Raw genomic sequence first — 26,726 nt, 5'->3', positions numbered from 1 at the left:
AAAATTATTTTTAAAAATCTAATTAAGGTAATCAAATGAAATTTTATGACTTGAATCTAAGAGGACAGAATTATGATGATGATTTGGCTTTGGTAAAGGAAGCCAATAAATTCGGATGGGATTATCTTAATTTGAATTATTCTCATGACAACTTTGAGAAAGCTATTGAATATAAGGATGATTTAATTGAGGAATTATCCTCTGTAGACTTCAATCAAACCTATAGAAATAAGAAAAATAATTTTAAGCATGCTGAACTTTCTATGGGAATAAATATATTAAATGCTAATTCCAATGAAATTAGAAAAATAATCAATAAATATCGCAATAAATCCAATTACATCAGCTGTTTAGGCGGTGACTTGAAGGTTAATCGTAGCGTTTGTGAAAACCATAGGATTGATGTCTTGTCAAGGCCTTACTATAAGAGAAGGGATTCTGGAATGAATCATGTATTGGCAAAGGAAGCTCAAAGAAACAATGTGGCTATTGAATTGTGCTTTAGGGACATTTTAAACAATCATCGCAGATACAGAGCAAATATAATAAGCAGCTTTAAGGAAATTCTCATGTTCCATCGTAAGTTCAAGTTCCCATTGATTCTTACCACTGATTCAAAATCAATTTATCATGTTCGTTCTACAAGGGATATTGTCGCTTTCTTCAAATCCATTGGGTTTAATGATGAAGAGATCTACAATGGATTTTATTATTATCCTAAGCAAATCGTTGACTTCAATAATGAAAGGAAAGACATGATAATTAAGGGAGTTAAAGTCATAGACAGTGATGATTTCACTGACACTTATGACAATCTTGAAAGTGATTTGGAAGAATTCAATGAATCTGAAGACTTTAATGATGAATTAATTGATTATGATGATATTGATATTGATTTAGAGGAGGATGAGCCATGAAACTAAAGGTATTGCCTCCAACACTCAGAAAAAACCATCATTACTTGATTCTTGATGTAAAGACAGAAGTGGAAATATCCAAGGAAGAGATGTTGGTATATTGCTGGGATGCTTGCATTAGATACTGGGGAGAGAACCATTCAAGCAACTTTGACTTATGGGTCATGAGACATTATCTTATTGAAGAAAGCACTCATAATAACGAAGCTATTTTCAATTATAAGACAGTTTTAAGATGCGGAAGATCCTATGAAAATGATGTGAGGGTTGCTCTATCCACTTTAACAAGGCAAAACAAAAGGAAAATTGCCATCAATACAATTGGTGTTTCCGGAACAGTCAAATCAGGAATTTCAAAATTCATTGACGAGGATAACATCCAATAAAAACTTTTTTTTTTTTTATTTCGTTTAGTTTATTTTCTATTTTTTTTAAAAAATTTCTCTTTTTCTTTTTTACTAAATCAATAATAAAATAAAAAATTTGAAAACATTTATAAATAACTTTATTATAATATAGTATTGACAGAAATATCAATAAAATACATATTACCAAATAACAGAATGTTTGGTTTATTTTTTAAAATTAATTTGAATTTGTTTAAACGTAAATTATGGTTGAAATTTTATTTATTCTTTTTAAAAGGCTGTAATTTAGAAGATAAGATGAAAATAAGATGAAATGAGTTAAATAATACATAATCTTTAAATTTAAGAAGTATTTGGTTTATCTATTATTTAATAAAATATTATGTTTGTATTTGTTTTAGATAAATTGGATTGATTTTAAATAAAATATGTAATTTATTAAGTAATTTGTATGTGAAATTGAAATTTTAGAAAAAAATAGGTGATATTAAATGCAACCTTTACAACAACAAAATGCTGGATATGACAGGGCAATTACTGTATTCAGTCCAGATGGAAGACTTTTCCAAGTAGAATATGCAAGAGAAGCTGTAAAAAGAGGAACCACCTCTTTAGGTCTCAAATCCAAAGAAGGTGTAGTTCTTATTGTAGATAAAAGAACTGTAAGCAGATTAGTTGAAGCAAAATCTATTGAAAAAATATTCCAAATTGACAATCATATTGGTGCTGCTACTTCTGGTCTTGTAGCTGATGCAAGAGCATTGATTGAAAGAGCACGTATTGAATCTCAAATTAACAGAATAACTTATAATGAACCAATTCTCGTTGGAGGTTTAGCTAAAAAAATCTGTGACATGAAACAAATGTACACTCAAAATGGTGGTGTAAGACCTTTCGGTTCAGCACTTATCATTGGTGGGGTGAATGGTGACGAAGTTAAATTATTCGAAACAGACCCAAGTGGAGCTTTAATTGAATATAAGGCTACTGCTATTGGATCTGGTGTACAAGCAGCTATGGATGTCTTTGAAGAAAGATATGAAGACGACATTAGCTTAGATGATGCTATAAACTTAGGTTTAGATGCACTTTATGAAGCTACTGAAGGCAGAACCACTGCTCAAAGCGTTGAAATAGCTGTCATTGAAGTAGATACTCAAAGCTACAGAAAATTATCTGATGATGAAGTATCTGAATATGTTGAAGCTCTTCTTGAGAGAAATGCTGAAGAAGAGGAAGAGGAATCTGAGGAAGATGCTGAAGAAGAAGTAGTCGAAGAAAAAGCAGATGAAACTGCTGAATCTGAAGCTTCCGAAGAGACTTCTGAAGATGAAGTAGATGAAAATGTTACTGAAGAAAGCAATAGTGAAGAAGGTTCTGAAGAGTAAGGCTGTAAGAGAAACTGCAAAGTTTGGAATTAAACTTGTTCTTACAGAAAAATTCTTAAGTGAACATAAACATTTAAGGATGATTGTTAAGTATATCTAAAAAACTTAAGGGATTTGGAAATAATTCACATGATTTCTTAAGATATCCTAAGTTTTCAAAAAAATATCTTAACATTTCTTAAATTTTTATATTTTTATTATTGAGTTCATTTTGAACTCATTTTCATTTTTACATTTTTATTAATGTATTTATTTTACATTTTTTTATTTTTTTAAAATGTATGAAAAGAATATCAAATTAATTGGTTTTTGGTGAGTAAGCATGGTAAATGTAGATGATGCTATTATTGCAAGATTAGAATCTTTTGGAGAAAAATTTGAAATTTTAGTTGATCCTGATTTAGCTGCAGACTTTAGAAATCCAGATAATGAAAAAGAAATTGAAATTGAAGACATTTTGGCTGTTGAAGAAATATTCAAGGATTCCAAAAAAGGAGACAAGGCTTCTGAGGAAGCTATGGAAAAGGTATTTGGAACTACTGATGTTTTGGAAGTCGCTAGCCAAATTCTTCTAAAAGGGCATGTTCAATTAACTGCTGAACAAAGAAGACAGATGCAAGAAGACAAGAGGAAACAGGTCATTGCTAAAATAGCAAGAGAAGGTATTAACCCTCAAAACGGTCTTCCACATCCAGCAATGAGAATTGAAAATGCCATGAATGAGGCTAAAGTTAAAGTCGATGCATTTAAATCTGTTGATGAACAGGTTCAAATAGCTTTAAAAGCAATTAAAGTTTTAATCCCAATTAAATTTGAAAAAGTTAAAATGGCTGTTAGATTACCAAGCACAGCAGCAGGTAATGCTTATTCTGCAATTCGCCCATTTGGAAAAATTGTAAATGAAGAATGGCAACAAGATGGTTCTTGGATTGGAATTGTAGAAATGCCTGGTGGTCTTCAAGATGATTTTAATCATAAAATGGCTTCTATCTCAGGAGGAGAAGCTGAAACTAAATTAATAAATTAACTATAATAAGGTCTATTGGCAATTAATGGCTAATGGATTTTAATTTGATTAGAGAATAAGAGACTAATTGGATTAACTTATAGGTGTTTTAATTTAGGTGTGTAGTTGAATTTAATATACTCTTATGGGAAGTATATGTATGATATATGTGAATGAAAAAGATTTAGTTGTTCCTGGAGAATTATTAGCAGAGGATGATTATTATCCAGGAAGAGGAACCTTTGAAGATGATGGAAAAATTTGTTCCAAACTCTTAGGTTTAGTTTCTTTAAGGAATAAGAAAATTAGTGTAATTCCTTTGAAAAGCAAATATCTTCCTAAAAAAGGTGATGTGGTCATTGGTAAAATCGATGATGTCAGATTCTCAATGTGGGGAGTGGACATTAACTCACCATACTCTGGTATTTTGCCTGCATCTGAAGTATTCGGAAGAGAGAAAAAGGAATTAAGTAGAGTATTTGATATCGGGGATGTTCTTTTCTTAAGAATCGTCGATGTTGATGAAGTTAAAAAGGTTAAATTAGGTTTAAAAGGCCGTGGAATGGGCAAATTCAAAGGGGGAGTAATTGTAGATATCGCTCCTACTAAAGTGCCTCGTTTAATTGGTAAGAAAGGGTCCATGATTAACATGATCAAGGATAAAACCGGCTGTAAGATTGTTGTCGGTCAAAATGGTCTTGTTTGGGTAAAAGGTAATGAAGACATGGAACAAATCGTCAAGAACATTATCAAGTTAATCGAAAAAGAAGCTCATACCTCTGGTTTAACTGACAGAATTAAAAACAAGCTTTGTTTACTTATTGACGGTGAATTACCTCCAGAAGAGGAAGAAGCTGAAGAAGCAGAACAAGAAGTGGAAGAAGAGGATGCTTTTGAAGAAGGCTTGAAAAAACCTGAACTTCAAGATTTCAGAGATGAAGTTGAAAAGGAATTAGCTGAAGAAGGATTCCTTGATGAAGACTCAGAAGAAGACTTGGATGATGAGGATTCTGAAGAAGAGGAATTCGAAGATGATGTGGAAGACTTCAATGATGAAACAGAAGATTACGAAGATATCGATGAGGAAGACTTAGATGATGAGGATTCTGAAGACGAAGATGAGGAAGACTTAGATGATGAGGATTCTGAAGAAGAAATCGAAGACTTTGAAGACGATATCTCTGATGAAGAATTGGAAGATGTAATCTCTGATGCTATTTCTGAAGATGAAGAAGACGTGGAAGAAGATTCTGAAGATTTAGAGGATTCTGAAGAAGAAACTGTAGAAGACGATTCTGAAGATGAAGATGCAGTGAAAGATGAAGAAGCTCCTGAAGAGGAAGCTGAAGAAGTGGCTTCCCAAGAAGATTCTGAAGATGATGAAAAGGAAGAAAAATCAAAAAAGCCTAATTTCATGGATACCTATGAATTTATCAATGAGCAAAAAAAGAACAATAAATCTTCTTTTGATTTAAGTCGTGCAGATAATTCTAAATCTCCTACTTTAAACATTTCACAAGGAAGAGGTATTTAAGCTGTTGAATTAAAAATTTAATAATTATTGTTAATTATGAATGTGATTTTGAAGAGGTGTTTTTTATTATCTCAAATGACAAAGAATTAAGAGCTGACGGCAGAGCTTATGATGAGCTCCGTCCAATTAAAATTGAAGCTGGAGTCTTGAAAAGAGCAGATGGTTCTGCTTACTTGGAAGTTGGTGGAAATAAAATCTTAGCATCTGTATACGGCCCAAGAGAATCCTATATCAGACGTTTATTAAAACCTAATACTGGTGTAATTAGAGTAAGATACAATATGGCTCCATTTTCAGTAGATGACCGTAAGAGACCTGGTCCAGATAGAAGATCAACTGAAATTTCCAAAATTGCTGCTGATGCACTCAGACCTGCATTAATGTTGGAATCTTTCCCAAGATCAATGGTTGATGTATCAATTGAAGTTATTGAAGCAGAAGGAGGAACCCGTTGTGCAGGAATCACTGCAGCTGCTGTTGCTTTAGCTGATGCAGGTATTCCAATGAAGGATATTGTAGTGGGCTGTGCTGCAGGTAAGGTAAATGACCAAATTGTATTGGACTTATCTGAAAAAGAAGATAAGGAAGGACAAGCTGACGTTCCTATTGCAATCATGCCAAGAACTGGTGAAATTACTTTACTTCAAGCAGATGGTAACTTAACTGAAGAAGAATTTGAAGAAGCTTTGGATTTAGCTATGGAAGGATGTATGAAAATTAGCGAACTCCAACATGAAGCTTTAAAAAACAGGTATAGTTCTGAATAGGTTGTGAAAATATGGATATTGTACCAGAAATTACTAGAAGAAGTATTACAAGACTTATAAATGATGGTAAAAGAGCTGATGGAAGAGCTTTTGATGAAAGAAGAGATATTTTCATTGAACCTAATGTGATCGATAAGGCAGAAGGTTCTGCAAGAGTTAGATTAGGTGACACTCAAGTTATTGTAGGTGTAAAGCCAACTATTGGTGAACCATTTGGAGACACCCCTAATTTAGGTGTATTAATGACCAATTGTGAACTATTGCCAATGGCTGCTCCTGGATTTGAACCAGGTCCACCTAGCCCTGAATCCATTGAACTTGCACGTGTTGTAGACCGTGGAATCCGTGAAAGTGAATTAGTGGACTTAGAAAAGCTTTGTATTGAAGAAGGCAAAAAAGTATGGATGCTTTTCATTGACTTACATGTAATCGATTACGATGGAAACTTATTTGATGCATCCAATCTTGCTGTAATGGCAGCTTTAATGAACACCAAATTGCCTGTTGCTGAATACATTGATGATGAAGTTGTTTTATCTGAAGATGAAACCATGGATTTACCTATCAGAGATAGATTAGCTTTATCCACCTTTGTGAAAATCGGCAATGGATTGATTTTAGATCCTTCCCTAGAAGAGGAAGAAATCTTGGATGCAAGAATTACCATTGGTGTTACTGAAGAAGGAAATCATGTCTGTTCCATGCAAAAAGGTGGAGAAGCACCTTTAAGTAGAGATGAAATCCTTGATGCTGTTCACATGGCATTCACTACCAAAGATGACTTATTAAGTCATTTAGACTAGTTTGGGAACTATTCCTAACTAGTTTTTAATTATTTTTTATTTTTTAATTTATTTTCAAAATTTTATTTTTATTTTCAAAAATCCTTTCAATATATATAATTATTGTAAAAAATGGTTTAATTCAATGTTAAATTGTAAAATTAAAGATTTATTTAAATCTAAAATAAAAAACAGCTATTTTTCTCAAATTAAAATATCTAAAAACCATTAACTTTATATACTTTTAAATACTATATTATATTATTAGTTAAGTTTATAGCCTAATTGCTGTAATGGCTTTATAATTTTAACAATATTCTCTTTATTTTAATTATCGTTTATAGGTTATAATTAGTAAAGTAGATCTTTTTATTTAATCTTATAATTAAAGACAAGAGTATGTCTTATTACTTCATATTTATTGTTTATCATGTGATGGATTAAATAATACATAAAATTAAGCTTTGTAGGTGTTGAAGCTTAATCACTTATTTAATTAATTCAATTTTACTGGAGATATTTTAAATGGCAAGAACAAAAAAAGTTGGTATTACTGGCAGATTTGGTGCTAGATACGGAAGAAAAGCAAAAAGACAAGTTAAGAAAATCGAAGAAAACATGAAAAAGAAACATGTTTGCCCTAAATGTGACAGACCTTACGTAAAAAGAGTAAGCGCTGGAATTTGGGAATGTAAAAAATGTGGTACTGTCTTTACCGGTGGAGCATACGTACCTGAAACTCCTATGGCAAAAGCTGCTACCCGTAACATTAAAAGAGTAGTTGGAGGAAACTAATTGTACAGATGTCCTGAATGTGGAACTGAAGTTGACCATAAAGGTTACATGGAAAATAAATGTCCTAAATGCAGATATAGGATTTTATTTAAAAAAGTTCCAGAAGTCAGAAAACTTGTAAAAGCAAGATAGTTATTAAATAATTTTTTATTTATAATTATTCTTTAATTATCTTTAATAACTATTTAGCTTGGCGGTCTGATCACTGCTTCAGTAGATCACTGCTTTCATTTTCTATTTTTATTAGCTATTTAGTTATTTTAGCTATTTGCTAATTTTAATTGCCTATATTAAAATTAGCCTTTTTATAATTTTTACTAATTTTATGCATATCTATTTCTAATTCTTATCTAAATTATAAAAAAGAGGATTATCATGCTTATTTCTACATCAAGAAAACCATCTCAGAAAACAAGAACATTCTGCAAGAACTTTTCCCATGCTTTTGGATTTGATTATACCAATAGGGGAAAAAGCAGCTTAAGGGATTTGCTTATTAAAGCTAAGCAATTAGGTCATGACAGTCTTGTTTTAGTGTATCAGATAAAGGGAAATCCAAGCAAACTAACCTTTTATGACCTTGAGGCAAATGAAAAATTGGCTTTGCTTGTTTCTGTAAACACTACAAATGAGCGTCTTCACATCAGCCCTAAGGATTTGAAAATCAGATCAACCGTAAGAGAGTTGGATGTTTTGGCTGAAGTATTGGGGATTGAAGTTACTACAGAGCCTCAAGACTCAAATTACATTAGGATATCCTATGCTGACTATGATGATGAAAAGAACTTTGCAATACTCTATTTTGTAAATAAGAAAGGGGAACAAATAGATTTCCAAATAAACGTTAAAAAAATAGTAGAAAATTAAATTCATTATTTGCTTTAAAATCATTGATTAATTTATTTTATCCAGGGGAGATTCTTATTAGTGAAAGTGAAATTCTAAAATCAATCAACAGTGATATTGTAATTGATTTTGATACAGAAAAGCAAGCTAAAATAGTTTATGATTCCATTTTGCTTGAATTTGAGACTTCTCCTGATTACAGATCTTCTATGGATTTGAAATTGGATAAGAATTCTATCATAATCACAATAGATGCCGAAGATGCCACATCTTTTAGAGCGTCCATCAATTCCGCTATCAAATGGATTAACTTATCCGTTGAGATAAATGAATTGACTGAAAACTAATTGTTTGCTTGAGATTAATTTTTAGTTTTCTAATTTTAAAATTAATCAATTTCTCAATTTCAATCAATTTAAATTTTCTAAATCAATAGTTTTAAATATATAACTAATAATATATTATAGTATAATGATTTATTAGCTAATTATATTAAATAATTAAAAATTAAACTAATATTATTATAAAAAAGATTAAAGGTGAAAATATGGAAATTCCACAAAATATACAACATCAATTAAACCAATTCCAACAATTACAACAACAAGCTCAAGCTGTAACCATTCAAAAACAAAATGTTGACATTCAATTAAGAGAAACTGAAACCGCTCTTGCAGAACTTAAAAAGACTCCAGAAGGAGCTGAAGTATTCAAATCTGCAGGAAACTTATTAATTAAAGTTGAACGTAATGAAACTTTAGAAGAGCTTGAAGATAAAGTTGAAACTCTTAAATTAAGACAACAAACCATGGCCCGTCAAGAAGAAAGAGTCATGAAAAAACTTGAAGAAATGCAAGCAACCATCCAACAAGCTATGGGTGGAGTACAAGGATAAATAGATTAAATTAATTTTTATCTATTTTCTTTTTTTATCTTTCATTTTTTAATTCGTATTGTATAAAATGATTTTTTAAGGTGTTAACATGGTATCAAAACTTAAAGAGTTATCTGAAGATGATCTTGAAGACATTTCAAATTTTTTATCTGAAACTATTGAGAAAAAAATTCAAGCATCTGTAAACTCACAAAAGGAAATTTTGGATATGGATGTAAGCATTGAAATTAGCTATCCTGATGAAAATGGTGAACTTGATGTAGATGCATCAATTGAAATTGATACAGATGAGTTGTCCGACTTATCTAATGAAAGAATCGATGAAGTAATCGATGAGTCTTACTTAGAACTTGATGAATACATTAACGAACATTATAGATAATTAATTGAATTTGATTTATTTAAAATAGGTGAAAAAATGAGTAATGTAACTGCAGTATTTTTCAGTCCATCTGAAACTACAAAAAAAGTTGTAAGTCAAATAGCTAATAATTTTAATGATGAAAATGTTGTTTGTGATTTATTGTATTTCAATGATGAAAAGAAATTTGAATCAGATGATATTATTGTTGTTGGAATGCCTGTTTTTGCAGGAAGAATTCCAAAAACCGCAAGAGCAAGATTATCCAAGTTAACTGGAGACAATACAAAAGCAATAGCTGTTGTAAATTATGGAAATGCACATGTAACTGATGCATTGATTGAACTTGTTGACTTATTGAAGGAAAATGGTTTTGATGTAATTGCAGCAGCGTCAACTATTAGCCATCATTCAATCTTTGAAGGTGTAGCTATTGGAAGACCTGATGAGTCAGACATTGAAAAGATCAATGAGTTTGCTCAAAAGTGTATTGAAAAAATAGAAAATGGAGATTCATTGGAATCTGATATTCCGGGAAACAGGCCATATGTTGATTATAAACAGCTTCCATTTGTTCTAAGCTGTGATGAAGGCAAATGTGTATTCTGTCTTGAATGTGTAGGTGTTTGTCCGGAGAAAGCCATTCCAGATGATGACCCTGCTGATGTAGACCTTGACGTATGTACAAGATGCACTTCATGCATTAACATTTGTCCTGAAAATGCTAGAGCTTTCACTGGAGAAGCATTTGAAGCTAAAAAGCCAGCATTTGAAAGTGCAAATGCAGAAAGAAAAGAGCCTGAATTCTATTATTAGATTCAATGTCTTTTCATTTTATTTTTTTATTCATCATCTTTTTACTTTTTTTATCTTTTTTCACTTCCTTCCTTTTTTTATCTATTTTATCTTTTTATTTTTATTATTAATTTTTAAAAAATTAAATTTGTATATTTGAATATTTTTTAAAAATTTTCTTCTATTAATCTTATATTACAATTAAATAATTTTAATTTCTTAACAAAATAATTATTTAATTAAAAATTATTAAATAAATGCCTAATTAAATGAAAAATTTTATTAATTAAATATGATATAAATATCATTACAATGGATTAAGGTGTGTTTAAAATGAATAAAAAACTATTTGCTATATTTATTGTAGCGATTTTAGCTATTGTGAGTATAGGAGCGGTCAATGCTTTTGATCTTGGAAGTCTCCTGGGTGGTGGAAATACCGTTACTGTGGATGGAGTCAATTTCAATGTTCCTGATGGATTTGAAGAAGTTGTAAGAAACACCACAACAAAATATAACAAGACTGTTGATAATATAGCTTATTTCTCAGAGATAAAGAATTATAAAAAAGATAATGATACACTTTCATTAAGCGTTTCTAAAAACCCTAGCCATAAGGCAACTGATGACACAGCTCGTCATTATGGGGGGAATAGTGAAACCATAAATGGAGTTGCTGGTTATTTGGAGTATCACCCTCAAAATGTAACCAGATTTGTAAGCGGTAATTACATTTATACCATTACAACTTATCCGTACTATACTTTTGCATATGCAAAAGATGATAAATTGGTTGTTGTTTCAGCATCTGAAAAAGAATTTATATCTGATGCAGTAAAGGCTTAATTTTTATTTTAAGTATTAACTGTGGGTTTTAAAATGATTAAACCCATAATTTTACTTTTTTTACTTTTTTTTTAAGTTTATAATTTTATAATTTAATATTTGGGGGTTTTTTAATTAATTTCTACTTCTTCATTTTTTTAATTTTTTTAATTTTTTTATATAATTTTAGAATTTTTAAGGGATTAAATTTCTAAAAATTTAAATATTACATTTTCTTAAATATTATATGTTCTAAATTTTAGACTAGAGACTTTAGTTAAAAAAATGCATTGATTTTGATGATAATTATGATGGAAACTGATGTTTTAGTAATTGGTGCAGGTCCTGCTGGCTCTGCTGCAGCTAAACATGCTGCTTTAGGAGGGGCAAGCGTAATATTGATAGATAAGAAGTCAGAAATAGGGACTCCTAAAAGATGTGCAGAAGGCATTTATGACCATGGGCTTAAATGGCTTGAGATTGAACCGAATCCACAATGGGCTGTTCAGAGAATCAATGGGGGAGCTATTATTGCACCGGATAAAACAAGATTGACTCTTGATGAGACAGTGCTGCCAGAAAAGGGATATATCATTGAAAGGAAGGTCTTTGATAAGTATATGGCTATGGATGCTGCAAGAGCAGGTGCTAAAATAATGGTTAAGACATTAGCAAAATCCATTATGAAAGATGAGGATTCCGATGTTTCATTTTATGTAATTGACTGTGAACATATGGGAGAAATCATTGAAATAAAGGCTCGCATAGTAATTGCTGCAGATGGTCCTGAATCTCGAGTGGCCAAGGCATTTGGCATAAACTCCACTAAAAAGCCACAGCAAATGATGTCTGGAGTTCAATATGAAATGGCTGGAGTCGATTGTGAAAGGATGGACTTGGTTGAGCTTCATTTAGGCGCTTTTGCAAATGGTGGCTATGCATGGATATTTCCTAAGGGAGATGACATTGCAAATGTTGGCATTGCAATATCTTCTGCAAGCAAAAGGCCAGCCATTGACTACTTAAATGAATTCATTGAATCATATCCTCCTTTGAAAAATGCAAAGGCAGTTGAACTGAATGTTGGTGGAGACCCAATTGGTGGTCTGATTGGCCAAATATACAGCGATAACCTATTGGTTTGCGGTGATGCAGCAGGTCAAGTAGATCCTATCACTGGTGGTGGAATAATTTTGGGCATGCTTGGAGGAAAGACTGCAGGCCAAGTGGCAGCTAGAGCTATAAGGGACAAGGATTATTCAGCGGAAAGACTAAAGGAATATGAAGTTTTGTATGATGAATACACTCAAGGTGCTATTCCTAAATTACTTATTGCTCATGAGGTATTTCTTTCTTTAAGTGATAATGATTTGAATCAGATTATTCATGCTTTCGTCGGGCTTGATTACAAGAATATGGCTCCAAAGGACATTTTAAAAGTATTTTTAAAAATATCTCCTCGTCTTGCCTTGAAGTTTACAAAGTTATTTAAAGTCATATTTTAGATATATTCAAATCTTTTTTAATTATTTTTATTTTCATTTTTATTTTTCTAATATTTATAAAATATTTGCTTATTTTTGAATTTTTTTACATTCTTCATATTTTTATAATTTTTTTTAAATTTTATTCAAATCAATTAAATTTTATTATTTTTCAAGTAAACTTTATATACTATAAAGTATAAAATAAGTTTAAGGGTTCATTCTCTTTATTTTTAATCTTAGCTAGTATTTTTAAACACAATATGAATAAGAAAAGAGATGAATTCTCTTTTCTTTTTCTCCCCCATTTTATTTTTTTATTTATTCATTCATTCTATCTGATTTTCCAGTTTTATTTTAACCAATTCTTATTATTATACTATTTCTCCATTCTGTTTTTTTTTTTAATCGTTATGATTTTTTTAATCAATTATTTTTACATACATCAGTTTTAATATATACAATAAACAAACTATTATTGTTGGTACAAATTTATGAGTTTTCTATCGGTGTTTTGATGAAGGAAAGATTAGACAGATATTTGGTGAATAATAACTTTACATATTCCAGAACTAAAGCAAAGGAACTGATCAAATCTGGGTCTGTAAAAGTAAATGACAATATAATTACTAAAGCAAGTTATAGCGTTAAGGATAATGATAAAGTCGAAATTATCGATAGCAGTTCCATAAGGTATGTTTCAAGGGCAGGATTAAAGCTTGAAGGTGCAATAGATTCATTTGATTTGGAATTGAATAAAAAAAGTATTATGGACATCGGATCATCTACAGGAGGATTTACAGATTGCTCATTAAGGTATGGTGCAAAAAGGGTGGTTGCAATTGATGTTGGAACTGATTTGATGGCAGATTCATTAAGGAATGATGAAAGGGTTGAACTTCATGAGCAATTGAATTTTAAGAACGCCACAAGCAATCTGTTTGAAGGCATAGATCTTATAGTATCTGATGTGTCCTTCATTTCCTTAAAGCATATTATAGATAGGATATCCTTGGAGGATGGGGATTTTGAATTGGTATTTCTCATAAAGCCTCAATTTGAATGTGGTAAGGAAATAGCTGATAAATACAAGGGAATCATCAATGATAAGGAAGTCCATAAGGATGTTATTCTTGATATAATAAGTTATTTTAATAAATACGATTACAGCATAATTGGTCTTGATGTTTCCAAGATTCAAGGAAAAAATGGCAATATCGAATATTTGGCTCATTTCAAGAGAAATGTAGAATCTTATGAAATTGATGTAGATGATGTTGTAGATAAAGCTTTTTTATAGAAATATTTATATAATTAGGAAATAAAATATTATTTAGGTTTACCTAATTTCTTTTTAAACTATGGTTAAGTCTATTTTTTACATATATGCATTATTAAGTAAGTAAATAAATCAATAGACTTATATTATCTGGTTTTATTCAATACTATGAGATAATATCAGTTTTAGGTAAAAGTTATAATGTAGTTTAATTCAATTTTTGAGAAGGTAAAAATGGGGAAGGATACTAATTCTAAGATTGATTCAGAGGATGATAAATCAATCAATAATGATAAAGCATACTACAAAAACGTTCTTTTAATAGGAAGTCCTAATGTAGGGAAGAGTTTAACATTCAATAAATTGACTGGTATGACTGCAATGGTTTCAAATTACCCTGGAACCACAGTGGATATCGATGAGGGTAATTTCACCTATGAAAACAAGACAGTCCATATAACTGACCCTCCAGGACTTTATGATTTAAATACAATCACAGAAGAGGAAAGAGTAGCTAAATTGTTGGTTTTAGATGAACAGTTTGACTTGATGGTTCATGTAGTGGATGCTAAGAACATTGAAAAGTCAATTGACCTTACTTTGCAGTTGATTGATGCAGGAAAAGAAGTGATTTTAGTTTTAAATATGATGGATGAGCTTGAAAAGATTGGAGCAAGCGTTGATGCTGAAAGCTTGTCACATGAGCTTGGAATTCCTATTGTCTTGACTGCTGCTGCAGAAAACAGGGGATTGGAAGAATTAAAACATACAATCGTCAACTATGATTCAATTGAAAATCAAATATTAAGCGAATCAAAAACTTTATTGGATGTAGACTATGGAAGGTCTATTGAAATAGCCATTTCTGAGATAAAGAATAACATTAAGGGATCTTATCCGGTTTCTAAAAGATATTTGGCTGTTTCTCTCCTTGAAGGTGATGAAGACAGTGAAAACCTTGTAAAAGAGAAGGAAGATTATGCTCTCTTATCAAAGATTATTGATGCTCAAAAAGCCAAGTTTGACCAACCGGTCAAGTATCTGACAAAACTTAGGCTTGCTGATTATGCTAAGCACATCAAATCAAACTACACAACAATAGATAGTGTAAATGTTCAGGATAAGGATAGCTTAGGTGAAAAATTAAGCAGAATAATGATTCATCCGATTTACGGACTTATCATACTTGCTTGTGTACTCTACTTTGGACTTTATTTGATAGTTGGAGTGCTTGGAGCAGGCATTCTTGTAGACTTTTTGGAAAATACCATTTTTGGCCAGTACATTAACCCTGCGGTGACTGCCATTGTTGTTCAGTATATTCCTTGGGTACCGATTCAAAACCTATTTGTTGGTGAATATGGTATCGTCACCCTTGGTTTAACCTATGGATTCGGGATTATCCTCCCTATTGTATCACTTTTCTTCATTGTATTTTCAATACTTGAAGATAGCGGATACCTTCCAAGGCTTGCTCTCCTAGTGGATAATGGATTTAAGAAAATCGGTTTGAGTGGAAGAAGCGTTATTCCATTTGTCCTTGCAGTTGGTTGTGGAAGTATGGCAACAATGGTGACAAGAACACTTGAAACAAGAAGGGAGCGTAATATCGCTACAATGCTTATGGCACTTACAATTCCTTGTTCTGCACAATTGGGAGTTATTATGGCGCTCTTATCCCAACATCAAAATGCAATATGGATTTGGTTTTTGGTAATCTTATTCAACTTTGTTGTCATAGGTTTCCTTGCAAAAAGATTTGTTCCAGGGGCACAGCCAAGCTTCTTTATGGAATTGCCTCCTTTAAGATGGCCTAAATTGTCCCATATTGCTAAAAAGACTTGGACACGTCTTGTAATGTATATCAAGGAATTGATTCCAATATTCATATTGATCAGTGTAATCATCTGGGCTCTTGACTTATGCGGAATTTTCCAATGGATCATTGCATGCATCAGCCCTGTTGTCAATGCGATTGGCCTTCCAACTTCAACAAGTTCCTCATTTGTGCTAGGATTCTTTAGAAGAGACTTTGGTGCAGCAGGACTTATGACAATTCAGAATCAATTGACAGGAGTTCAATTGCTTGTTGCTTCTGTAACATTGACTTTGTTCTTGCCTTGTGTAGCTCAATTGATGATTATGATTAAGGAAAGAGGTGTTAAATTAGCTGGTTTGATTGCTGTAATGAGCATAGTTCTTGCATTTACAATGGGTTTTATCGTAAACTTCATATTGACTAGCTTGAATGTGGTTTTATAATTATTAAGGATTTGTTCTTTTCGATATGATTTTATAATTATTTAGGATTTTAAACGTTTTAAGATTGATAGGTGTTTTGAAATGGAAGAAAATGATAATAAAGACCAAATAGTAAAATGTGAATTCTGTGGTTTCACATTTCAAAAGTGTGATGGAATCAGCTGTGATTCATGCCCTATCAATTGCAAAACAGTGAAATGTCCCAATTGCGGATATGAGATTCTGCCTGAATCCAAATCATATAAGTTTATAGAAGACAGTTTTAAAAAGATTAAAAGCATGATTAAATAGTTTCTAACAATTTGGTGTTTAAATAGATTAAAAGCATGATTAAATAGTTTCTAACAATTGGTGTTTAAAATGGAAAAAAGTGAGATTGAACATTATTTGCGTGATATTTGGGTTAGAGAATTTGAAAAGGAAGAGAAATTGGTCATTGATGAATTTAATAAGGGAGATATTGAACTATTGGCTAAGAAGGAATATGTCAATATTGATGATGGCTTTGTTAACTTAACTGAAAATGGAGAACGTTTGGGAAGGTCATTGGTTAGAAAACATAGGATTGCAGAAAAGGTAGTGGCAGACTTGTTTTTAGCTGATATGGAGGAAATGGAAGAGTTGGCAGACCAGATTGAGCATGTCATGAGTGAAGAGGTTGAAGACAATATATGCAGAATCTTGGGAAACCCTGAAAACTGTCCTCACAACAATCCAATTCCTAAAGGGGATAGTGATAATGATTTGGGAAACGAGTATTCAGTACCTTTAGTTTCTTGTCACAGTGGAGAATCCGGTGAAGTTTCACACATCAAAACAGAAGATGCTCGTAAATTAAGAAAAATCATGAATTTAGGACTTATTCCAGGTTCTAGAATTTGTTTAATTCAGAAGTTCCCTAATTATGTGTTCCAATTGGGTAACACTCAATTGGCTGTAGATAAGGAATTGGCTAACGAAATATTTATAAAATTAGATGAATAATTTATAATTAATTTAAAAAAATTTTAATTTTAATTAGTTTATATTAAAGTATGATAAAAAAAGTATGATAAAGATTTATCAAATGCATTTATTCAATTTAAGGTGAAAATATGTTAGAGATTATTCCTGTTTTAGATTTAATGAATTCTATTGCTGTATCCGGTAAAAGCGGCAATAGAGAAACTTACACTCCTTTGCAAACCATTTATGCATCTTCATCTGATCCTGTAGAAATAGCTAACTCATTAAAAAGGGCTAATGCAAAAGAGATGTATATTGCTGATTTAGACCTTATTGAAAGAAATGGGAATCATAACATCTATAAGATAAAGGAAGTAAATACTATCTTGCCTGTTATTGTGGATGTAGGTGTGGATAATCTTGAAACATTTGAATTCATGCTTGATTTTGCTTATAAGATTATTGTAGCTACTGAAACCCTTGAATCAATTGAAGAGCTTGAGAAAATCTTTGAAAAGTATCCTAAGGAAAGAATTATCGTAAGTGTGGATGTGAAAAACAATGAACTCTACACTAAACATATGGATTTGGACTTGGAAGGATTTAAGGAAGTCTTAAGAAAAATCGACCCTAATGAAATTATTTTGCTTGATATTTCATCAGTAGGTACAGAAGCAGGATTCAATAAGGAATTGTTTGAGAGATTTGATGAATTTAAGGATAAAATTATTTTAGGGGGTGGAATCACTAAAGAGGAAATTCCTTTAATCAATGAATTGGGAATTAAAAAGGCTTTGGTTGGAACTGCTTTACATAAAGGAGAAATAGATATTACAATTTTCTAATAATTCTTCTTTGTTTTAATTTAATAATTTTTATATTTTTCTTTTTTTAGCTATTTTTTTCTGCTTAAATTTAAATATTAAATGAAATAAATTATTATATAATTGAAAAAGTATTTATGTGATATAATGGCAAATGGATTTATTATTATATTTTCTCATATCTTACCCTTAATATTAGGATTTTTCAGTATTTTATTAATCATTAATGGAATAATGGATGAACAAAAGCATATTGCTGCTTTAGGCATAGGTCTTTTCCTTCTTGCAGCTATAGGACCATTCTTTATTTTACCATTTTTCATATAGTTAAATTTTTTTAACTCTTTTCTTTTTTTCTATTTTTTCTATTTTTTCTACTTTTTATTACTTTTTAGCATTTTTCAATATTTTTTTAATAACATATCATAATATCATGATATGAAAACATTTAAATATGTTGACATGTTATACTATAATTATAAAAAGGTGTTCCAAATGAAAAATCAAAATTCACAAAATGAAGAAAATAATCATGATGATGTATGTGAAATCTATCATCCTCATGAAGATTCAATAGAAAGAGCTAAAAAGCATATTTTAGCGGATGATGAGTATTCTGACCTTTCAGAGTTCTTTAAGATTTTCGGAAATCCGACCCGGCTCAAGATAATTTCCCTTTTGAGCTATGAGGATTTATGTGTATGTGACATATGTGAATCATTAGGATTGAATCAAAATGCAGTGTCTAATCAATTAAGGATATTAAGGGCGCATAATATTGTTAAATTTGAGAAGGAAGGAAAACAGGCAAGATATTCATTAACTGACCTTCATGTGGAAATGATTTATAAGATGGGTTTGGAACATTTGAATGAATAATATAGTGGATATTCTTCAATTAAACTTTTAATTTTAATTTATTTATTTTTAAGGTGTCTAAAATGGTAGAAAATAGATGTTATGATCCAGATTGTAATGATGAAGAATGTTACAATCCAGAGCATTATAATTACATTTGCTTTGACCCTGAATGTACTGATGAGAAATGTACTAATGAGGAACATTACAAAAAACAGCTATTGAGGGATTATCAAGAAAGCACAGATTTGAGTGTTTTTGATCATAGTGAAGAGATAGATTATGATGAAGATGTTGATATAAGTCTTTGCGGATGCCCTGATTGTGCAGATGATGACCATGACCATAATCACGACCACAATCATGAACATCATCATGACCATAATCATAGTCATGAACATCATCATGAACATGAACATCATGACCATGACCATAATCATGAGCACGACCATGAACATGAACATGAACATGAGGAAGAGCATCATGATGAGTCTTGTGGATGTGGATGTGATGACGATGATTGTCATGATGAAGAAGAGCATAATCACGAGCATGAGCATGACCATCATGATCATGACCATGAACATAACCACGGTCATGAGCATGAGCACGAACATAGTCCAAAAGTAGTTGGAGATTCTTGTGAAGACCCTGATTGCACTTGTCATGAGCATGACCATTCTCATAGCCATGAGCATGAGCATGACCATCATGACCATGGACACGACCATGCCCATGATCATCACCATCATGACCATGATGATGACGATTTTTCACTTTGTGCGTGCCCTGATTGTGCAGATGATGATCATGACCACGGACATGGACACGACCACAGCCATGGGGATGGAGACCTTATTGCAGAAGGAAAACCTCTACTCTCAAACAGACCTATTCAAATCATGGTTTCAAGCGGAATCCTCTTTATAGCAGGACATATACTTGAATACTTGTCATTTGACATGACCATCGTAACAATAATCTACATGATTGCTGCTCTTATAGCAGGTTATGAAATAGCTGTAATGGCTTATAACTCACTTGTAAAACGTCATACCATCGGACCTGCACTTCTTGTGGTGATTGCATGTATAGCTTCATTTATCATCGGTCATGGTGAAGAGGGTGCAGCAGTTGCATTATTATACTATATAGCTGAATTCCTAGAGGATTATGCAGAACTTCGTGCAAAACGTTCAATTAAGTCATTGGTTGAATTGGCTCCAGAAACTGCAAGGGTTAAAGTTGACGATGGAGAGGAAGTTCGTAATGTTGACCAAGTAAAAATCGGTGAAATTGTTATCATCAGACCTGGAGACAAGGTTCCTTTAGATGGAAATATTATACATGGTACCTCAGCTATAAATCAAGCATCAATCACAGGTGAAAGTCTTCCTGTTACCAAAACAGTCGGTGATGAGGTCTTTTCAGGTACTGTAAATGAAGATGGATATCTCGAAATGGTGGTTACCAAAGAGGCTAAGGATTCAGTTATTTCCAAAATTGTAACTCTTGTAAAAAGGTCACAATTAAACAGATCCACTACAGAAACATTGGTTGAACGTATTTCCAAATATTACACTCCTTTAATGATAGTAATATCTGCTTGTGTAGCATTTATACCTCCACTCTTCTTCGGTCAGAACTTGGTGGATTGGGTCTATAAGGCACTTTCAATTATGGTAATTTCATGTCCTTGTGCATTCTTAATATCCACCCCAATAGGAATGGTGTCTGCTATCACTTCAGCTACCAGAAAGGGAGTTCTCATTAAGGGAAGTACCTATGTAGAGGAAATGCGTAACGTTAAAGCGGTTATCTTCGATAAGACAGGAACCTTAACTGAAGGAAAGCTTGCATTAAGCGATATAAATGTTTTAGATGATGCTTACAGTGAAGAGGAGATTGTAAGAATTGCTGCTTCATTGGAACACAGTTCATCTCACCCAATCGCTCAGGCAATCGTTGATTATGCAGGCATTAATGAAATAAGCTTTGATGAGATTGAAGACTTCAAGAACATTCCGGGTAAGGGAATTGTCGGTACCGTTGATGGAAAACGCTACTATGCCGCAAATGAGTCATTGATTGAAGGAAGCGAGTTCAATGTTTCAAGAGAGGAAATCAATAAGTACACTGCTGAAGGTAAAACTTTGGTATTCATTGGTGATGAAAAAGGAGTCATTGCAGGATTGACTGTAGTTGACAAAATAAGAGACAATGCCCAAGATGTAATAAGGGATCTTAAGGACCAAGGTATAAAAACCATTATGCTTACCGGTGACAATAAGATGGCTGCAAATAAGGTTGCAAATGAAATAGGGCTTGACTATGTCTATTCTGACCTTTTACCTGAGGATAAGTTGAATATTCTTGACACTATCCGTAACAAGTTTGGTGATGTAGCTATGGTTGGAGACGGTATCAATGATGCACCTGCATTGGCACGTGCAAACATCGGTATTGCAATGGGTGCGGTAGGTTCAGATGTGGCTATTGAAACCGCTGATGTGGCTCTAATGCAGGATGACATTAGTAAGTTGCCTTACCTATTCAGTTTAAGCCAAAAGACAATGAATATTATTAAACAAAACATTTCACTATCCATTTTCGTAAAGGCTCTCTTTGTAATCCTTGCGATATTAGGTTTAATTACTTTAATGATGTCTGTTGGTATTGGTGACCTGGGATTAACTTTGGTGGTTATACTTAATTCATTTAGGATAGCTAGAGTAAAAGATCCTTTATTCTAGAAAAAATTTATAATTGGTCATTATGGCCAATTATCTACTTTTTTATTCTTTTTTATTATTTTTATATTCCTTTTTTATTATTTTTATATTCTTTTTTTATTATAATGGATTTTCTAATCAATCAAATTATCTATTTTTTCAAAAAGTTCCTGATAGCTTTCAAAAAGATTCTTGAATTCCGCATCGTTTTTAGACATTATAGCTATTTTGATCTGTTTATCATTTTTAGAGAATTCAACTTGTTCAGATTGATTGTTCTCAAATGTATCCAAAATCAATGATTTAATTTCGTTGTATCTCTCTTCAGTTAAATTGTACATTCTGCTATGATTTAATATGTTCATTGCATGAATAAGTCCCTTTTCTCCATTATCAAGACAGGAAGAGAGTCTGATTTTGGTATTCATATAATAAGGGGCTTCCAATTTGTCTCTACGAAGCACAATTGAAATTCTTGATATCACATGATCATCATTGACGTTTTCATTTAGGAATTTGATCAATTGGAACTGTTTTATATTTGCATTATCATTCATGAAAGTCATGGTAATATATTAATTTTAAAAATATTTAAGTTTAGTGCAGTTAAGAGAATTTTTTTTATTTTAATGTGTTTTGCCTTTTATCGTTTAATATAAACATTTATTTATAGATTTAACAAATATTAAAGTTATGAAAAGAATTTTTAAATTGGTTGAAAAATATTTTTTTATAATCATTCTTATTGCAGTTGTAATTGCTGTAATCATTCCAAATTCATTCAATTGGGTTATGGAAGAGTTTATGGGAATAAATGTTATTAATGTTCTTTTAGGGGTAATCCTCTTTGGAATGGGTACAACATTAAAAATAGAAAACTTTGTAAATGTATTTAAAAGGCCTAAAGAGATTTTGTTAGGGGTCAGTGCCCAATATCTGTTAATGCCATTGATAGCATTTGCAATTGCAAGCACCTTATCTTTAAATGAGGCATTGGCTGTAGGGCTTGTTCTTGTTGGAACAGTTCCTGGAGGAACAGCATCTGATGTAATCACATTTCTAGCAAAAGGTGATGTGGCGCTTTCAGTTTCACTCACTGCAGTTTCCACAGTTATTTCACCTATCTTAACCCCAATAATCACATTGCTTCTAATTGGAAATACAATAGCGTTCAATCCAGTTGACATGTTCATTTCAATTGTGCAGATTGTAATAATTCCAATTGCTTTAGGATTGTTCCTTAACTATAAATTCCCAGACTTTTGTGAGAAATTGAAGGATTATTTGCCTGCATTGTCTTCTGTTGTTATTGCAATAATCGTTGCAGGAGTCATTGGAGCAAACAAGGAAGCAATAATCAGTTCATCTCTTGTAATAATTGCTGCAATCGTTTTGCAATATTTCGTAGCAATGCTTTTAGGATTTGCAGTAGGTTACTTGTCTGGAATGAAGAGAAAACAGATGGTTACCATTGCTATTGAACTTGCTTTCCAGAACTCAGGATTGTCTACAAGTCTCGCAAAAACACATTTCCCAGCTTTGACTTTAGCAACAGTTCCTGGAGCATTATATTCAGTATGGCAAAACTTTTCAGGATCAATTCTTGCATATGTCTTTACAAAATATTTTAGTAATGAAGAGTAATTCTTAAGCATTCTCTCTTCAAATATTTTCTTTTTTTATTATCAAACAATTAATGCAGTATTATTCATTATTTTATTTTTTAAACTATTCTTTCTTCTTTTTCATCTTTAATTAACTTAAATAATGAAATAAAACCAATTATTGCTGTAATCACTTGAGTAAGGCATGATACAATATCGTAGATTCCTATAAAGTAAATTGCATAAATCAAAACATTCACAATGAATGCTACCTTAATCCATTTTATTGTCTTCAAGTAGTAGTTGCAAATGGTAAGCTGTATGATTCCAATCATAGGAAGAAGTCCAATCAAGCCCATTGTATTGATTATAGGACAAATAATTAGGGTAATTATGATGAACATAATCGCTAATTTGGAACTTAGCTTTTCATTCATTACTAAGTAGTTCCTTGCTGCTGCAATGAGCATGGTAAGTATTCCAGTCCATGATAGGAAAAATGCTGAAGAAACAGTAAGGATAAGCGCTTCAATAACCTGATACTTATAAGCTTCCCTTTTGTCATTGACAATGCAACTTAAGATAAGTGCAATTGATGCAAAAAAAGATATTATGTTTCCTATGATGATGTTAATGGGCAAGCTTAAAAAATCCATCCTATTACCTATAATTGTTTTTTTACAAAAATTAGTTTTTAATTATATTATTTTAATTTCTTTTTTATACTAATTAATCTTTCACTAAATTTATATATTTTTAAAAAGAAAATAATTTTAAATTGAAAATTTATTATATTTAAGAAATTAATTTTAAATTGAAAATTTATTATATTTATGAAATTAATTTTAAATTGAATTTTATATTTAAAACAAATAATGATTGATTGCAATGACACTTATTCTAATTGGGCCAGCATGTGAAGATCTAATAATAATCGAAGATAAGGAAAGCTCTAAAGTAGGTGGAGCCAGTTTTTTCCAAAGTTTTGTCTATGAAGAGTTTTACACTGATTATTTGGCAATATTGAATGCTTCCAATGTTGACTTGATGGATGAATTTCCAGATAAGTCAAAAGTAAAGATAATTCTAAAAGATGAAACACATCATTTCATTAATGAATATCCTGATAAGGATAATCTAGATATAAGAAGACAATCAACTAATTTTGCTAATGTTCCTATACTCAGTGATGAATTGAAAAATATTTTTGAAGAATGTGAAATTGATATTGAGGATATTGATGCTTTTGTCTTGACACCACTTAACAGCAATGATTTTCCAATTGACACTTTGGAATTTCTGAAAACTTTTGATGTTCCTATCTATGTTTCACTTCAAGGTTTCTTAAGATTTATGGATGAAGATAATTCGATGATATTGAAACTATCTGATGATCTAGATTATATTTTTGAAATAAGTGATACCATTTTCATGGATGAGAGTGAATTTGACATAATAAAAAGTGAAAAATTTGAAGGTTCGAACTTAGTTATAACAAATGGAAGTAAAGGTTCAAGAATTATTGAAGTTGGTGGTACAACTATCAAAATAAATGCAGTTAAATGTGATAATATTGTAGATGCTACTGGATGTGGCGATACTTATATGGCTGCATATATATCAGCAATATTAAATAATAAAACTTTAATAGAATCTGGTGATTTTGCATCAATGATAGCAAGTAAAAAATTGGAAAATTATGGACCTTATAAAAAATCATAAAATTTTAAAAAAATAATAAACATTACAAATAATTTTAAAAATTATATAAAATTATAAAATTATAAAAAAATTTAAAAATAGAAGAAAATAGGAAAAAAAAATAATTGATTCCTATTTAAAATGCATAATGTATATTATGCAATTTATACAAACATACTGAACTGCTTGAAGGGAATGCATAAATCATATGGTCAAGTTCTTCAAGGCTTATTTTTTGATTGATGATGAATGTGAACATATTTGCCACATTTTCAGCATCTGCTGCAATGATTTCTGCACCTACTATTTGAAGATCCTTATCTACAATAACCTTTGCTTCAGCAGTCCTATCGTTTTTAAGTTCAAGTGAGTATGACTTACCATATTGGATTCTATGAACTTCATATCCATCCATTTCCTCCGCTACAAATGCAGGAACTCCCACTGTAGCTATTCTTGGAATGGTGTAAGCAACTGCAGGAACAACAGGATAATCTATTTTCTCAGGATTTTCTTCCAATAATGCTTTTCCAAGGTATTTGGATTGATGGATTGCAACTGTTACAAGCTTTGCAATTCCGCTATCTGCAACATCACCGCTTGCATAGATATTAGGAACTTCAGTTTGAAGGTATTCATTAACCTTGATTCCTCTTTTTGTATATGTCAAGCCTACATTCTCAAGACCAATGTCCTCCACATTTGCCTCTCTACCCATAGCTGCAATGACATAGTCTCCTGTTAAGCTTAATCCGCTTTCACAGTTTACTGTAAATGCATTTTCATAAGCCTTATTGTCTAACTTGGCATCAGGATCTCTTAATTTTTCATCAGTATTCAATGCATTTTCAAGATTAAGGATTTTTTCTTCAGGATTATCAATTTTTACATTTTCATCTTTGATGATTTCACTTACATTTTCATTGAAATGGAATCTGATGTTTTTCTCTTTAAGTATTTCAATTACATGTTGAACATATGGCTGGTGGAAGTATTTCAATGCCATGTCTCCTCTGATGATAACATCCGCTTCAAGGCCTGCTTCTGCAAGGATTGATGCAAATTCCATTCCTACAAATCCTGCTCCTATGATTATTGTATGCTTTGGAAGCTCGTCAATGTCTAAAAAGTCAGTGCTGTCATGCAAGTATTCCTTTCCAGGAATGTCTGGAATAACAGGTTTTAAACCAGTACAAATTACTATTTTTTCAGTGGTAAATTTATCTTCCCCTACTTGAACGGTATGCTCATCAATGATGATACCCTTTCCATGAGCTACATCAAGATCATATTCCTTAAATTTTCCATCAAGGAAAGGAGCCATATTTGCAATTCGCTTACGTTTCAATTCCATCAATGCTGTCCAGTCAACATCGAAATCTCCAGATTTTCCACAGCCTTCGAAGTTATCTGCCAATGCCTTTATTTCATATGGTGCGTCAAGAAGCGCTTTTGAGTTACAACCTCTGTTTGCACATGTTCCTCCATAGAGGCTTTCTTCAACGATTAATATTTTAAGTCCTGCTTTTCTTAAGAAACGGCCACCTTGCCATGCCGCATTTCCACTTCCAATATATATTACATCATAATCCATATTCATTCCTCTTAATATTTATTTGTGATAAATAGTACATATTATTTATTATTTTTAAATCTTTTTCGTTTTTCAAGTTTTATTTATTTAAAAAAACTTTTGTTTATTTTTGATTATTCTTCTTTTAATTTTTTTTAATAAAATTTTAAATAACTAGTAAAATA

General features: G+C 31.6%; 27 protein-coding genes and 1 pseudogene. 25 read left to right on the top strand and 3 right to left on the bottom strand.

Features of this window, described 5'->3' with window-relative positions:
* Positions 1 to 35: 35 nt before the first annotated feature.
* From rnp3 to ACJMLB_RS05600, 23 genes and pseudogenes are all read left to right on the top strand, one after another.
* Entirely contained in the window at positions 36 to 917 is an 882-nt protein-coding gene (gene rnp3 / locus ACJMLB_RS05710; protein WP_405324412.1) for a ribonuclease P protein component 3, read from the top strand.
* Positions 914 to 1,303: an Rpp14/Pop5 family protein gene (locus ACJMLB_RS05705; protein WP_405324410.1), complete on the top strand. Its 390-nt coding sequence runs from the start codon at positions 914 to 916 to the stop codon at positions 1,301 to 1,303. The genes rnp3 and ACJMLB_RS05705 overlap by 4 nt, the downstream gene beginning before the upstream one ends.
* Positions 1,304 to 1,776: 473 nt before the next feature.
* Positions 1,777 to 2,673: an archaeal proteasome endopeptidase complex subunit alpha gene (psmA, locus tag ACJMLB_RS05700; RefSeq protein ID WP_405324408.1), complete on the top strand. Its 897-nt coding sequence runs from the start codon at positions 1,777 to 1,779 to the stop codon at positions 2,671 to 2,673.
* Positions 2,674 to 2,995: 322 nt separating this feature from the next.
* On the top strand, positions 2,996 to 3,700 hold the full coding sequence (locus ACJMLB_RS05695; RefSeq protein WP_295607559.1) for a ribosome assembly factor SBDS: 705 nt from the start codon (positions 2,996 to 2,998) through the stop codon (positions 3,698 to 3,700).
* 139 nt (positions 3,701 to 3,839) lie between these two features.
* Positions 3,840 to 4,517, top strand: a pseudogene (gene rrp4, locus ACJMLB_RS05690) (exosome complex RNA-binding protein Rrp4); the annotation flags it as partial.
* A gap of 752 nt (positions 4,518 to 5,269) precedes the next feature.
* On the top strand, positions 5,270 to 5,980 hold the full coding sequence (gene rrp41 / locus ACJMLB_RS05685) for an exosome complex exonuclease Rrp41 (protein ID WP_292788180.1): 711 nt from the start codon (positions 5,270 to 5,272) through the stop codon (positions 5,978 to 5,980).
* Positions 5,981 to 5,991: 11 nt separating this feature from the next.
* A complete protein-coding gene (gene rrp42 / locus ACJMLB_RS05680; protein ID WP_295607563.1) occupies positions 5,992 to 6,783 on the top strand; it encodes an exosome complex protein Rrp42 in 792 nt (263 codons plus the stop codon).
* Between the two features lie 504 nt (positions 6,784 to 7,287).
* Positions 7,288 to 7,557 (top strand): 50S ribosomal protein L37Ae, encoded by a 270-nt coding sequence (gene rpl37A, locus ACJMLB_RS05675; protein ID WP_292788178.1) that lies wholly within the window; start codon positions 7,288 to 7,290, stop codon positions 7,555 to 7,557.
* On the top strand, positions 7,558 to 7,689 hold the full coding sequence (locus ACJMLB_RS05670; protein WP_292777583.1) for a DNA-directed RNA polymerase subunit P: 132 nt from the start codon (positions 7,558 to 7,560) through the stop codon (positions 7,687 to 7,689). It abuts the gene before it with no gap.
* A gap of 243 nt (positions 7,690 to 7,932) precedes the next feature.
* Positions 7,933 to 8,424 carry a Brix domain-containing protein gene (locus tag ACJMLB_RS05665; RefSeq protein ID WP_295607567.1) on the top strand — a complete coding sequence of 164 codons (492 nt, stop codon included), beginning with the start codon at positions 7,933 to 7,935 and terminating at the stop codon, positions 8,422 to 8,424.
* A gap of 23 nt (positions 8,425 to 8,447) precedes the next feature.
* Positions 8,448 to 8,750: a KEOPS complex subunit Pcc1 gene (locus tag ACJMLB_RS05660; RefSeq protein WP_405324404.1), complete on the top strand. Its 303-nt coding sequence runs from the start codon at positions 8,448 to 8,450 to the stop codon at positions 8,748 to 8,750.
* 200 nt (positions 8,751 to 8,950) lie between these two features.
* Complete coding sequence (locus ACJMLB_RS05655) at positions 8,951 to 9,298, top strand: prefoldin subunit beta (RefSeq protein WP_405324402.1); 348 nt, start codon at positions 8,951 to 8,953, stop codon at positions 9,296 to 9,298.
* A gap of 88 nt (positions 9,299 to 9,386) precedes the next feature.
* Positions 9,387 to 9,680 (top strand): DUF3194 domain-containing protein, encoded by a 294-nt coding sequence (locus ACJMLB_RS05650; protein WP_405324400.1) that lies wholly within the window; start codon positions 9,387 to 9,389, stop codon positions 9,678 to 9,680.
* A 36-nt stretch (positions 9,681 to 9,716) separates the two neighbouring features.
* Positions 9,717 to 10,475, top strand: a complete 759-nt coding sequence (locus tag ACJMLB_RS05645) for a 4Fe-4S binding protein (protein ID WP_405324398.1) — start codon at positions 9,717 to 9,719, stop codon at positions 10,473 to 10,475.
* Between the two features lie 312 nt (positions 10,476 to 10,787).
* Positions 10,788 to 11,300, top strand: coding sequence for a hypothetical protein (locus ACJMLB_RS05640; protein WP_405324396.1), 513 nt, complete (start codon positions 10,788 to 10,790; stop codon positions 11,298 to 11,300).
* A 287-nt stretch (positions 11,301 to 11,587) separates the two neighbouring features.
* Complete coding sequence (locus ACJMLB_RS05635; protein ID WP_405324394.1) at positions 11,588 to 12,784, top strand: geranylgeranyl reductase family protein; 1,197 nt, start codon at positions 11,588 to 11,590, stop codon at positions 12,782 to 12,784.
* A 496-nt stretch (positions 12,785 to 13,280) separates the two neighbouring features.
* A complete protein-coding gene (locus ACJMLB_RS05630; protein WP_405324392.1) occupies positions 13,281 to 14,063 on the top strand; it encodes a TlyA family RNA methyltransferase in 783 nt (260 codons plus the stop codon).
* Positions 14,064 to 14,276: 213 nt separating this feature from the next.
* On the top strand, positions 14,277 to 16,304 hold the full coding sequence (gene feoB, locus ACJMLB_RS05625; RefSeq protein WP_405324390.1) for a ferrous iron transport protein B: 2,028 nt from the start codon (positions 14,277 to 14,279) through the stop codon (positions 16,302 to 16,304).
* Between the two features lie 81 nt (positions 16,305 to 16,385).
* Positions 16,386 to 16,595: a hypothetical protein gene (locus ACJMLB_RS05620; RefSeq protein ID WP_405324388.1), complete on the top strand. Its 210-nt coding sequence runs from the start codon at positions 16,386 to 16,388 to the stop codon at positions 16,593 to 16,595.
* Between the two features lie 69 nt (positions 16,596 to 16,664).
* Positions 16,665 to 17,288, top strand: coding sequence for a metal-dependent transcriptional regulator (locus ACJMLB_RS05615; RefSeq protein ID WP_405324386.1), 624 nt, complete (start codon positions 16,665 to 16,667; stop codon positions 17,286 to 17,288).
* Positions 17,289 to 17,398: 110 nt separating this feature from the next.
* Positions 17,399 to 18,094 carry a HisA/HisF family protein gene (locus ACJMLB_RS05610; protein ID WP_405324384.1) on the top strand — a complete coding sequence of 232 codons (696 nt, stop codon included), beginning with the start codon at positions 17,399 to 17,401 and terminating at the stop codon, positions 18,092 to 18,094.
* A 474-nt stretch (positions 18,095 to 18,568) separates the two neighbouring features.
* Positions 18,569 to 18,952 carry an ArsR/SmtB family transcription factor gene (locus ACJMLB_RS05605; RefSeq protein WP_405324382.1) on the top strand — a complete coding sequence of 128 codons (384 nt, stop codon included), beginning with the start codon at positions 18,569 to 18,571 and terminating at the stop codon, positions 18,950 to 18,952.
* 62 nt (positions 18,953 to 19,014) lie between these two features.
* Positions 19,015 to 21,684, top strand: coding sequence for a heavy metal translocating P-type ATPase (locus tag ACJMLB_RS05600; RefSeq protein ID WP_405324381.1), 2,670 nt, complete (start codon positions 19,015 to 19,017; stop codon positions 21,682 to 21,684).
* A 113-nt stretch (positions 21,685 to 21,797) separates the two neighbouring features.
* Here the strand turns inward: ACJMLB_RS05600 and ACJMLB_RS05595 are convergent, their stop codons facing one another.
* Complete coding sequence (locus tag ACJMLB_RS05595; protein WP_405324379.1) at positions 21,798 to 22,229, bottom strand: hypothetical protein; 432 nt, start codon at positions 22,227 to 22,229, stop codon at positions 21,798 to 21,800.
* A gap of 127 nt (positions 22,230 to 22,356) precedes the next feature.
* On the opposite strand from ACJMLB_RS05595, the gene ACJMLB_RS05590 reads away from it, so the two are divergent.
* Entirely contained in the window at positions 22,357 to 23,307 is a 951-nt protein-coding gene (locus ACJMLB_RS05590) for a bile acid:sodium symporter family protein (protein ID WP_405324377.1), read from the top strand.
* Between the two features lie 79 nt (positions 23,308 to 23,386).
* On the opposite strand, the gene ACJMLB_RS05585 is transcribed toward ACJMLB_RS05590, so the two are convergent.
* Positions 23,387 to 23,923, bottom strand: coding sequence for a YgjV family protein (locus ACJMLB_RS05585; RefSeq protein ID WP_405324375.1), 537 nt, complete (start codon positions 23,921 to 23,923; stop codon positions 23,387 to 23,389).
* Between the two features lie 232 nt (positions 23,924 to 24,155).
* On the opposite strand from ACJMLB_RS05585, the gene ACJMLB_RS05580 reads away from it, so the two are divergent.
* A complete protein-coding gene (locus ACJMLB_RS05580) occupies positions 24,156 to 24,989 on the top strand; it encodes a PfkB family carbohydrate kinase (protein ID WP_405324373.1) in 834 nt (277 codons plus the stop codon).
* Positions 24,990 to 25,104: 115 nt separating this feature from the next.
* Here the strand turns inward: ACJMLB_RS05580 and ACJMLB_RS05575 are convergent, their stop codons facing one another.
* A complete protein-coding gene (locus ACJMLB_RS05575; protein WP_405324371.1) occupies positions 25,105 to 26,562 on the bottom strand; it encodes a dihydrolipoyl dehydrogenase family protein in 1,458 nt (485 codons plus the stop codon).
* Between the last annotated feature and the right edge of the window lie 164 nt (positions 26,563 to 26,726).

Origin of the sequence: Methanobrevibacter sp. (assembly GCF_045114555.1) — an archaeon.
GTDB lineage: Archaea > Methanobacteriota > Methanobacteria > Methanobacteriales > Methanobacteriaceae > Methanobrevibacter.
The sequence above is the reverse complement of the archived record's forward strand: the minus strand, read 5'-3'. Positions and strand labels throughout refer to the sequence as shown.

What these genes read in the sequence shown, in the direction of transcription:
- rnp3 (WP_405324412.1), top strand. Translation starts at nt 36, where the DNA reads ATGAAATTTTATGACTTGAATCTAAGAGGACAGAATTATGATGATGAT.
- ACJMLB_RS05705 (WP_405324410.1), top strand. Translation starts at nt 914, where the DNA reads ATGAAACTAAAGGTATTGCCTCCAACACTCAGAAAAAACCATCATTAC.
- psmA (WP_405324408.1), top strand. Translation starts at nt 1,777, where the DNA reads ATGCAACCTTTACAACAACAAAATGCTGGATATGACAGGGCAATTACT.
- ACJMLB_RS05695 (WP_295607559.1), top strand. Translation starts at nt 2,996, where the DNA reads ATGGTAAATGTAGATGATGCTATTATTGCAAGATTAGAATCTTTTGGA.
- rrp42 (WP_295607563.1), top strand. Translation starts at nt 5,992, where the DNA reads ATGGATATTGTACCAGAAATTACTAGAAGAAGTATTACAAGACTTATA.
- rpl37A (WP_292788178.1), top strand. Translation starts at nt 7,288, where the DNA reads ATGGCAAGAACAAAAAAAGTTGGTATTACTGGCAGATTTGGTGCTAGA.
- ACJMLB_RS05665 (WP_295607567.1), top strand. Translation starts at nt 7,933, where the DNA reads ATGCTTATTTCTACATCAAGAAAACCATCTCAGAAAACAAGAACATTC.
- ACJMLB_RS05655 (WP_405324402.1), top strand. Translation starts at nt 8,951, where the DNA reads ATGGAAATTCCACAAAATATACAACATCAATTAAACCAATTCCAACAA.
- ACJMLB_RS05650 (WP_405324400.1), top strand. Translation starts at nt 9,387, where the DNA reads ATGGTATCAAAACTTAAAGAGTTATCTGAAGATGATCTTGAAGACATT.
- ACJMLB_RS05645 (WP_405324398.1), top strand. Translation starts at nt 9,717, where the DNA reads ATGAGTAATGTAACTGCAGTATTTTTCAGTCCATCTGAAACTACAAAA.
- ACJMLB_RS05640 (WP_405324396.1), top strand. Translation starts at nt 10,788, where the DNA reads ATGAATAAAAAACTATTTGCTATATTTATTGTAGCGATTTTAGCTATT.
- ACJMLB_RS05635 (WP_405324394.1), top strand. Translation starts at nt 11,588, where the DNA reads ATGATGGAAACTGATGTTTTAGTAATTGGTGCAGGTCCTGCTGGCTCT.
- ACJMLB_RS05630 (WP_405324392.1), top strand. Translation starts at nt 13,281, where the DNA reads ATGAAGGAAAGATTAGACAGATATTTGGTGAATAATAACTTTACATAT.
- feoB (WP_405324390.1), top strand. Translation starts at nt 14,277, where the DNA reads ATGGGGAAGGATACTAATTCTAAGATTGATTCAGAGGATGATAAATCA.
- ACJMLB_RS05620 (WP_405324388.1), top strand. Translation starts at nt 16,386, where the DNA reads ATGGAAGAAAATGATAATAAAGACCAAATAGTAAAATGTGAATTCTGT.
- ACJMLB_RS05615 (WP_405324386.1), top strand. Translation starts at nt 16,665, where the DNA reads ATGGAAAAAAGTGAGATTGAACATTATTTGCGTGATATTTGGGTTAGA.
- ACJMLB_RS05610 (WP_405324384.1), top strand. Translation starts at nt 17,399, where the DNA reads ATGTTAGAGATTATTCCTGTTTTAGATTTAATGAATTCTATTGCTGTA.
- ACJMLB_RS05605 (WP_405324382.1), top strand. Translation starts at nt 18,569, where the DNA reads ATGAAAAATCAAAATTCACAAAATGAAGAAAATAATCATGATGATGTA.
- ACJMLB_RS05600 (WP_405324381.1), top strand. Translation starts at nt 19,015, where the DNA reads ATGGTAGAAAATAGATGTTATGATCCAGATTGTAATGATGAAGAATGT.
- ACJMLB_RS05595 (WP_405324379.1), bottom strand. Translation starts at nt 22,229, where the DNA reads ATGACTTTCATGAATGATAATGCAAATATAAAACAGTTCCAATTGATC.
- ACJMLB_RS05590 (WP_405324377.1), top strand. Translation starts at nt 22,357, where the DNA reads ATGAAAAGAATTTTTAAATTGGTTGAAAAATATTTTTTTATAATCATT.
- ACJMLB_RS05585 (WP_405324375.1), bottom strand. Translation starts at nt 23,923, where the DNA reads ATGGATTTTTTAAGCTTGCCCATTAACATCATCATAGGAAACATAATA.
- ACJMLB_RS05580 (WP_405324373.1), top strand. Translation starts at nt 24,156, where the DNA reads ATGACACTTATTCTAATTGGGCCAGCATGTGAAGATCTAATAATAATC.
- ACJMLB_RS05575 (WP_405324371.1), bottom strand. Translation starts at nt 26,562, where the DNA reads ATGGATTATGATGTAATATATATTGGAAGTGGAAATGCGGCATGGCAA.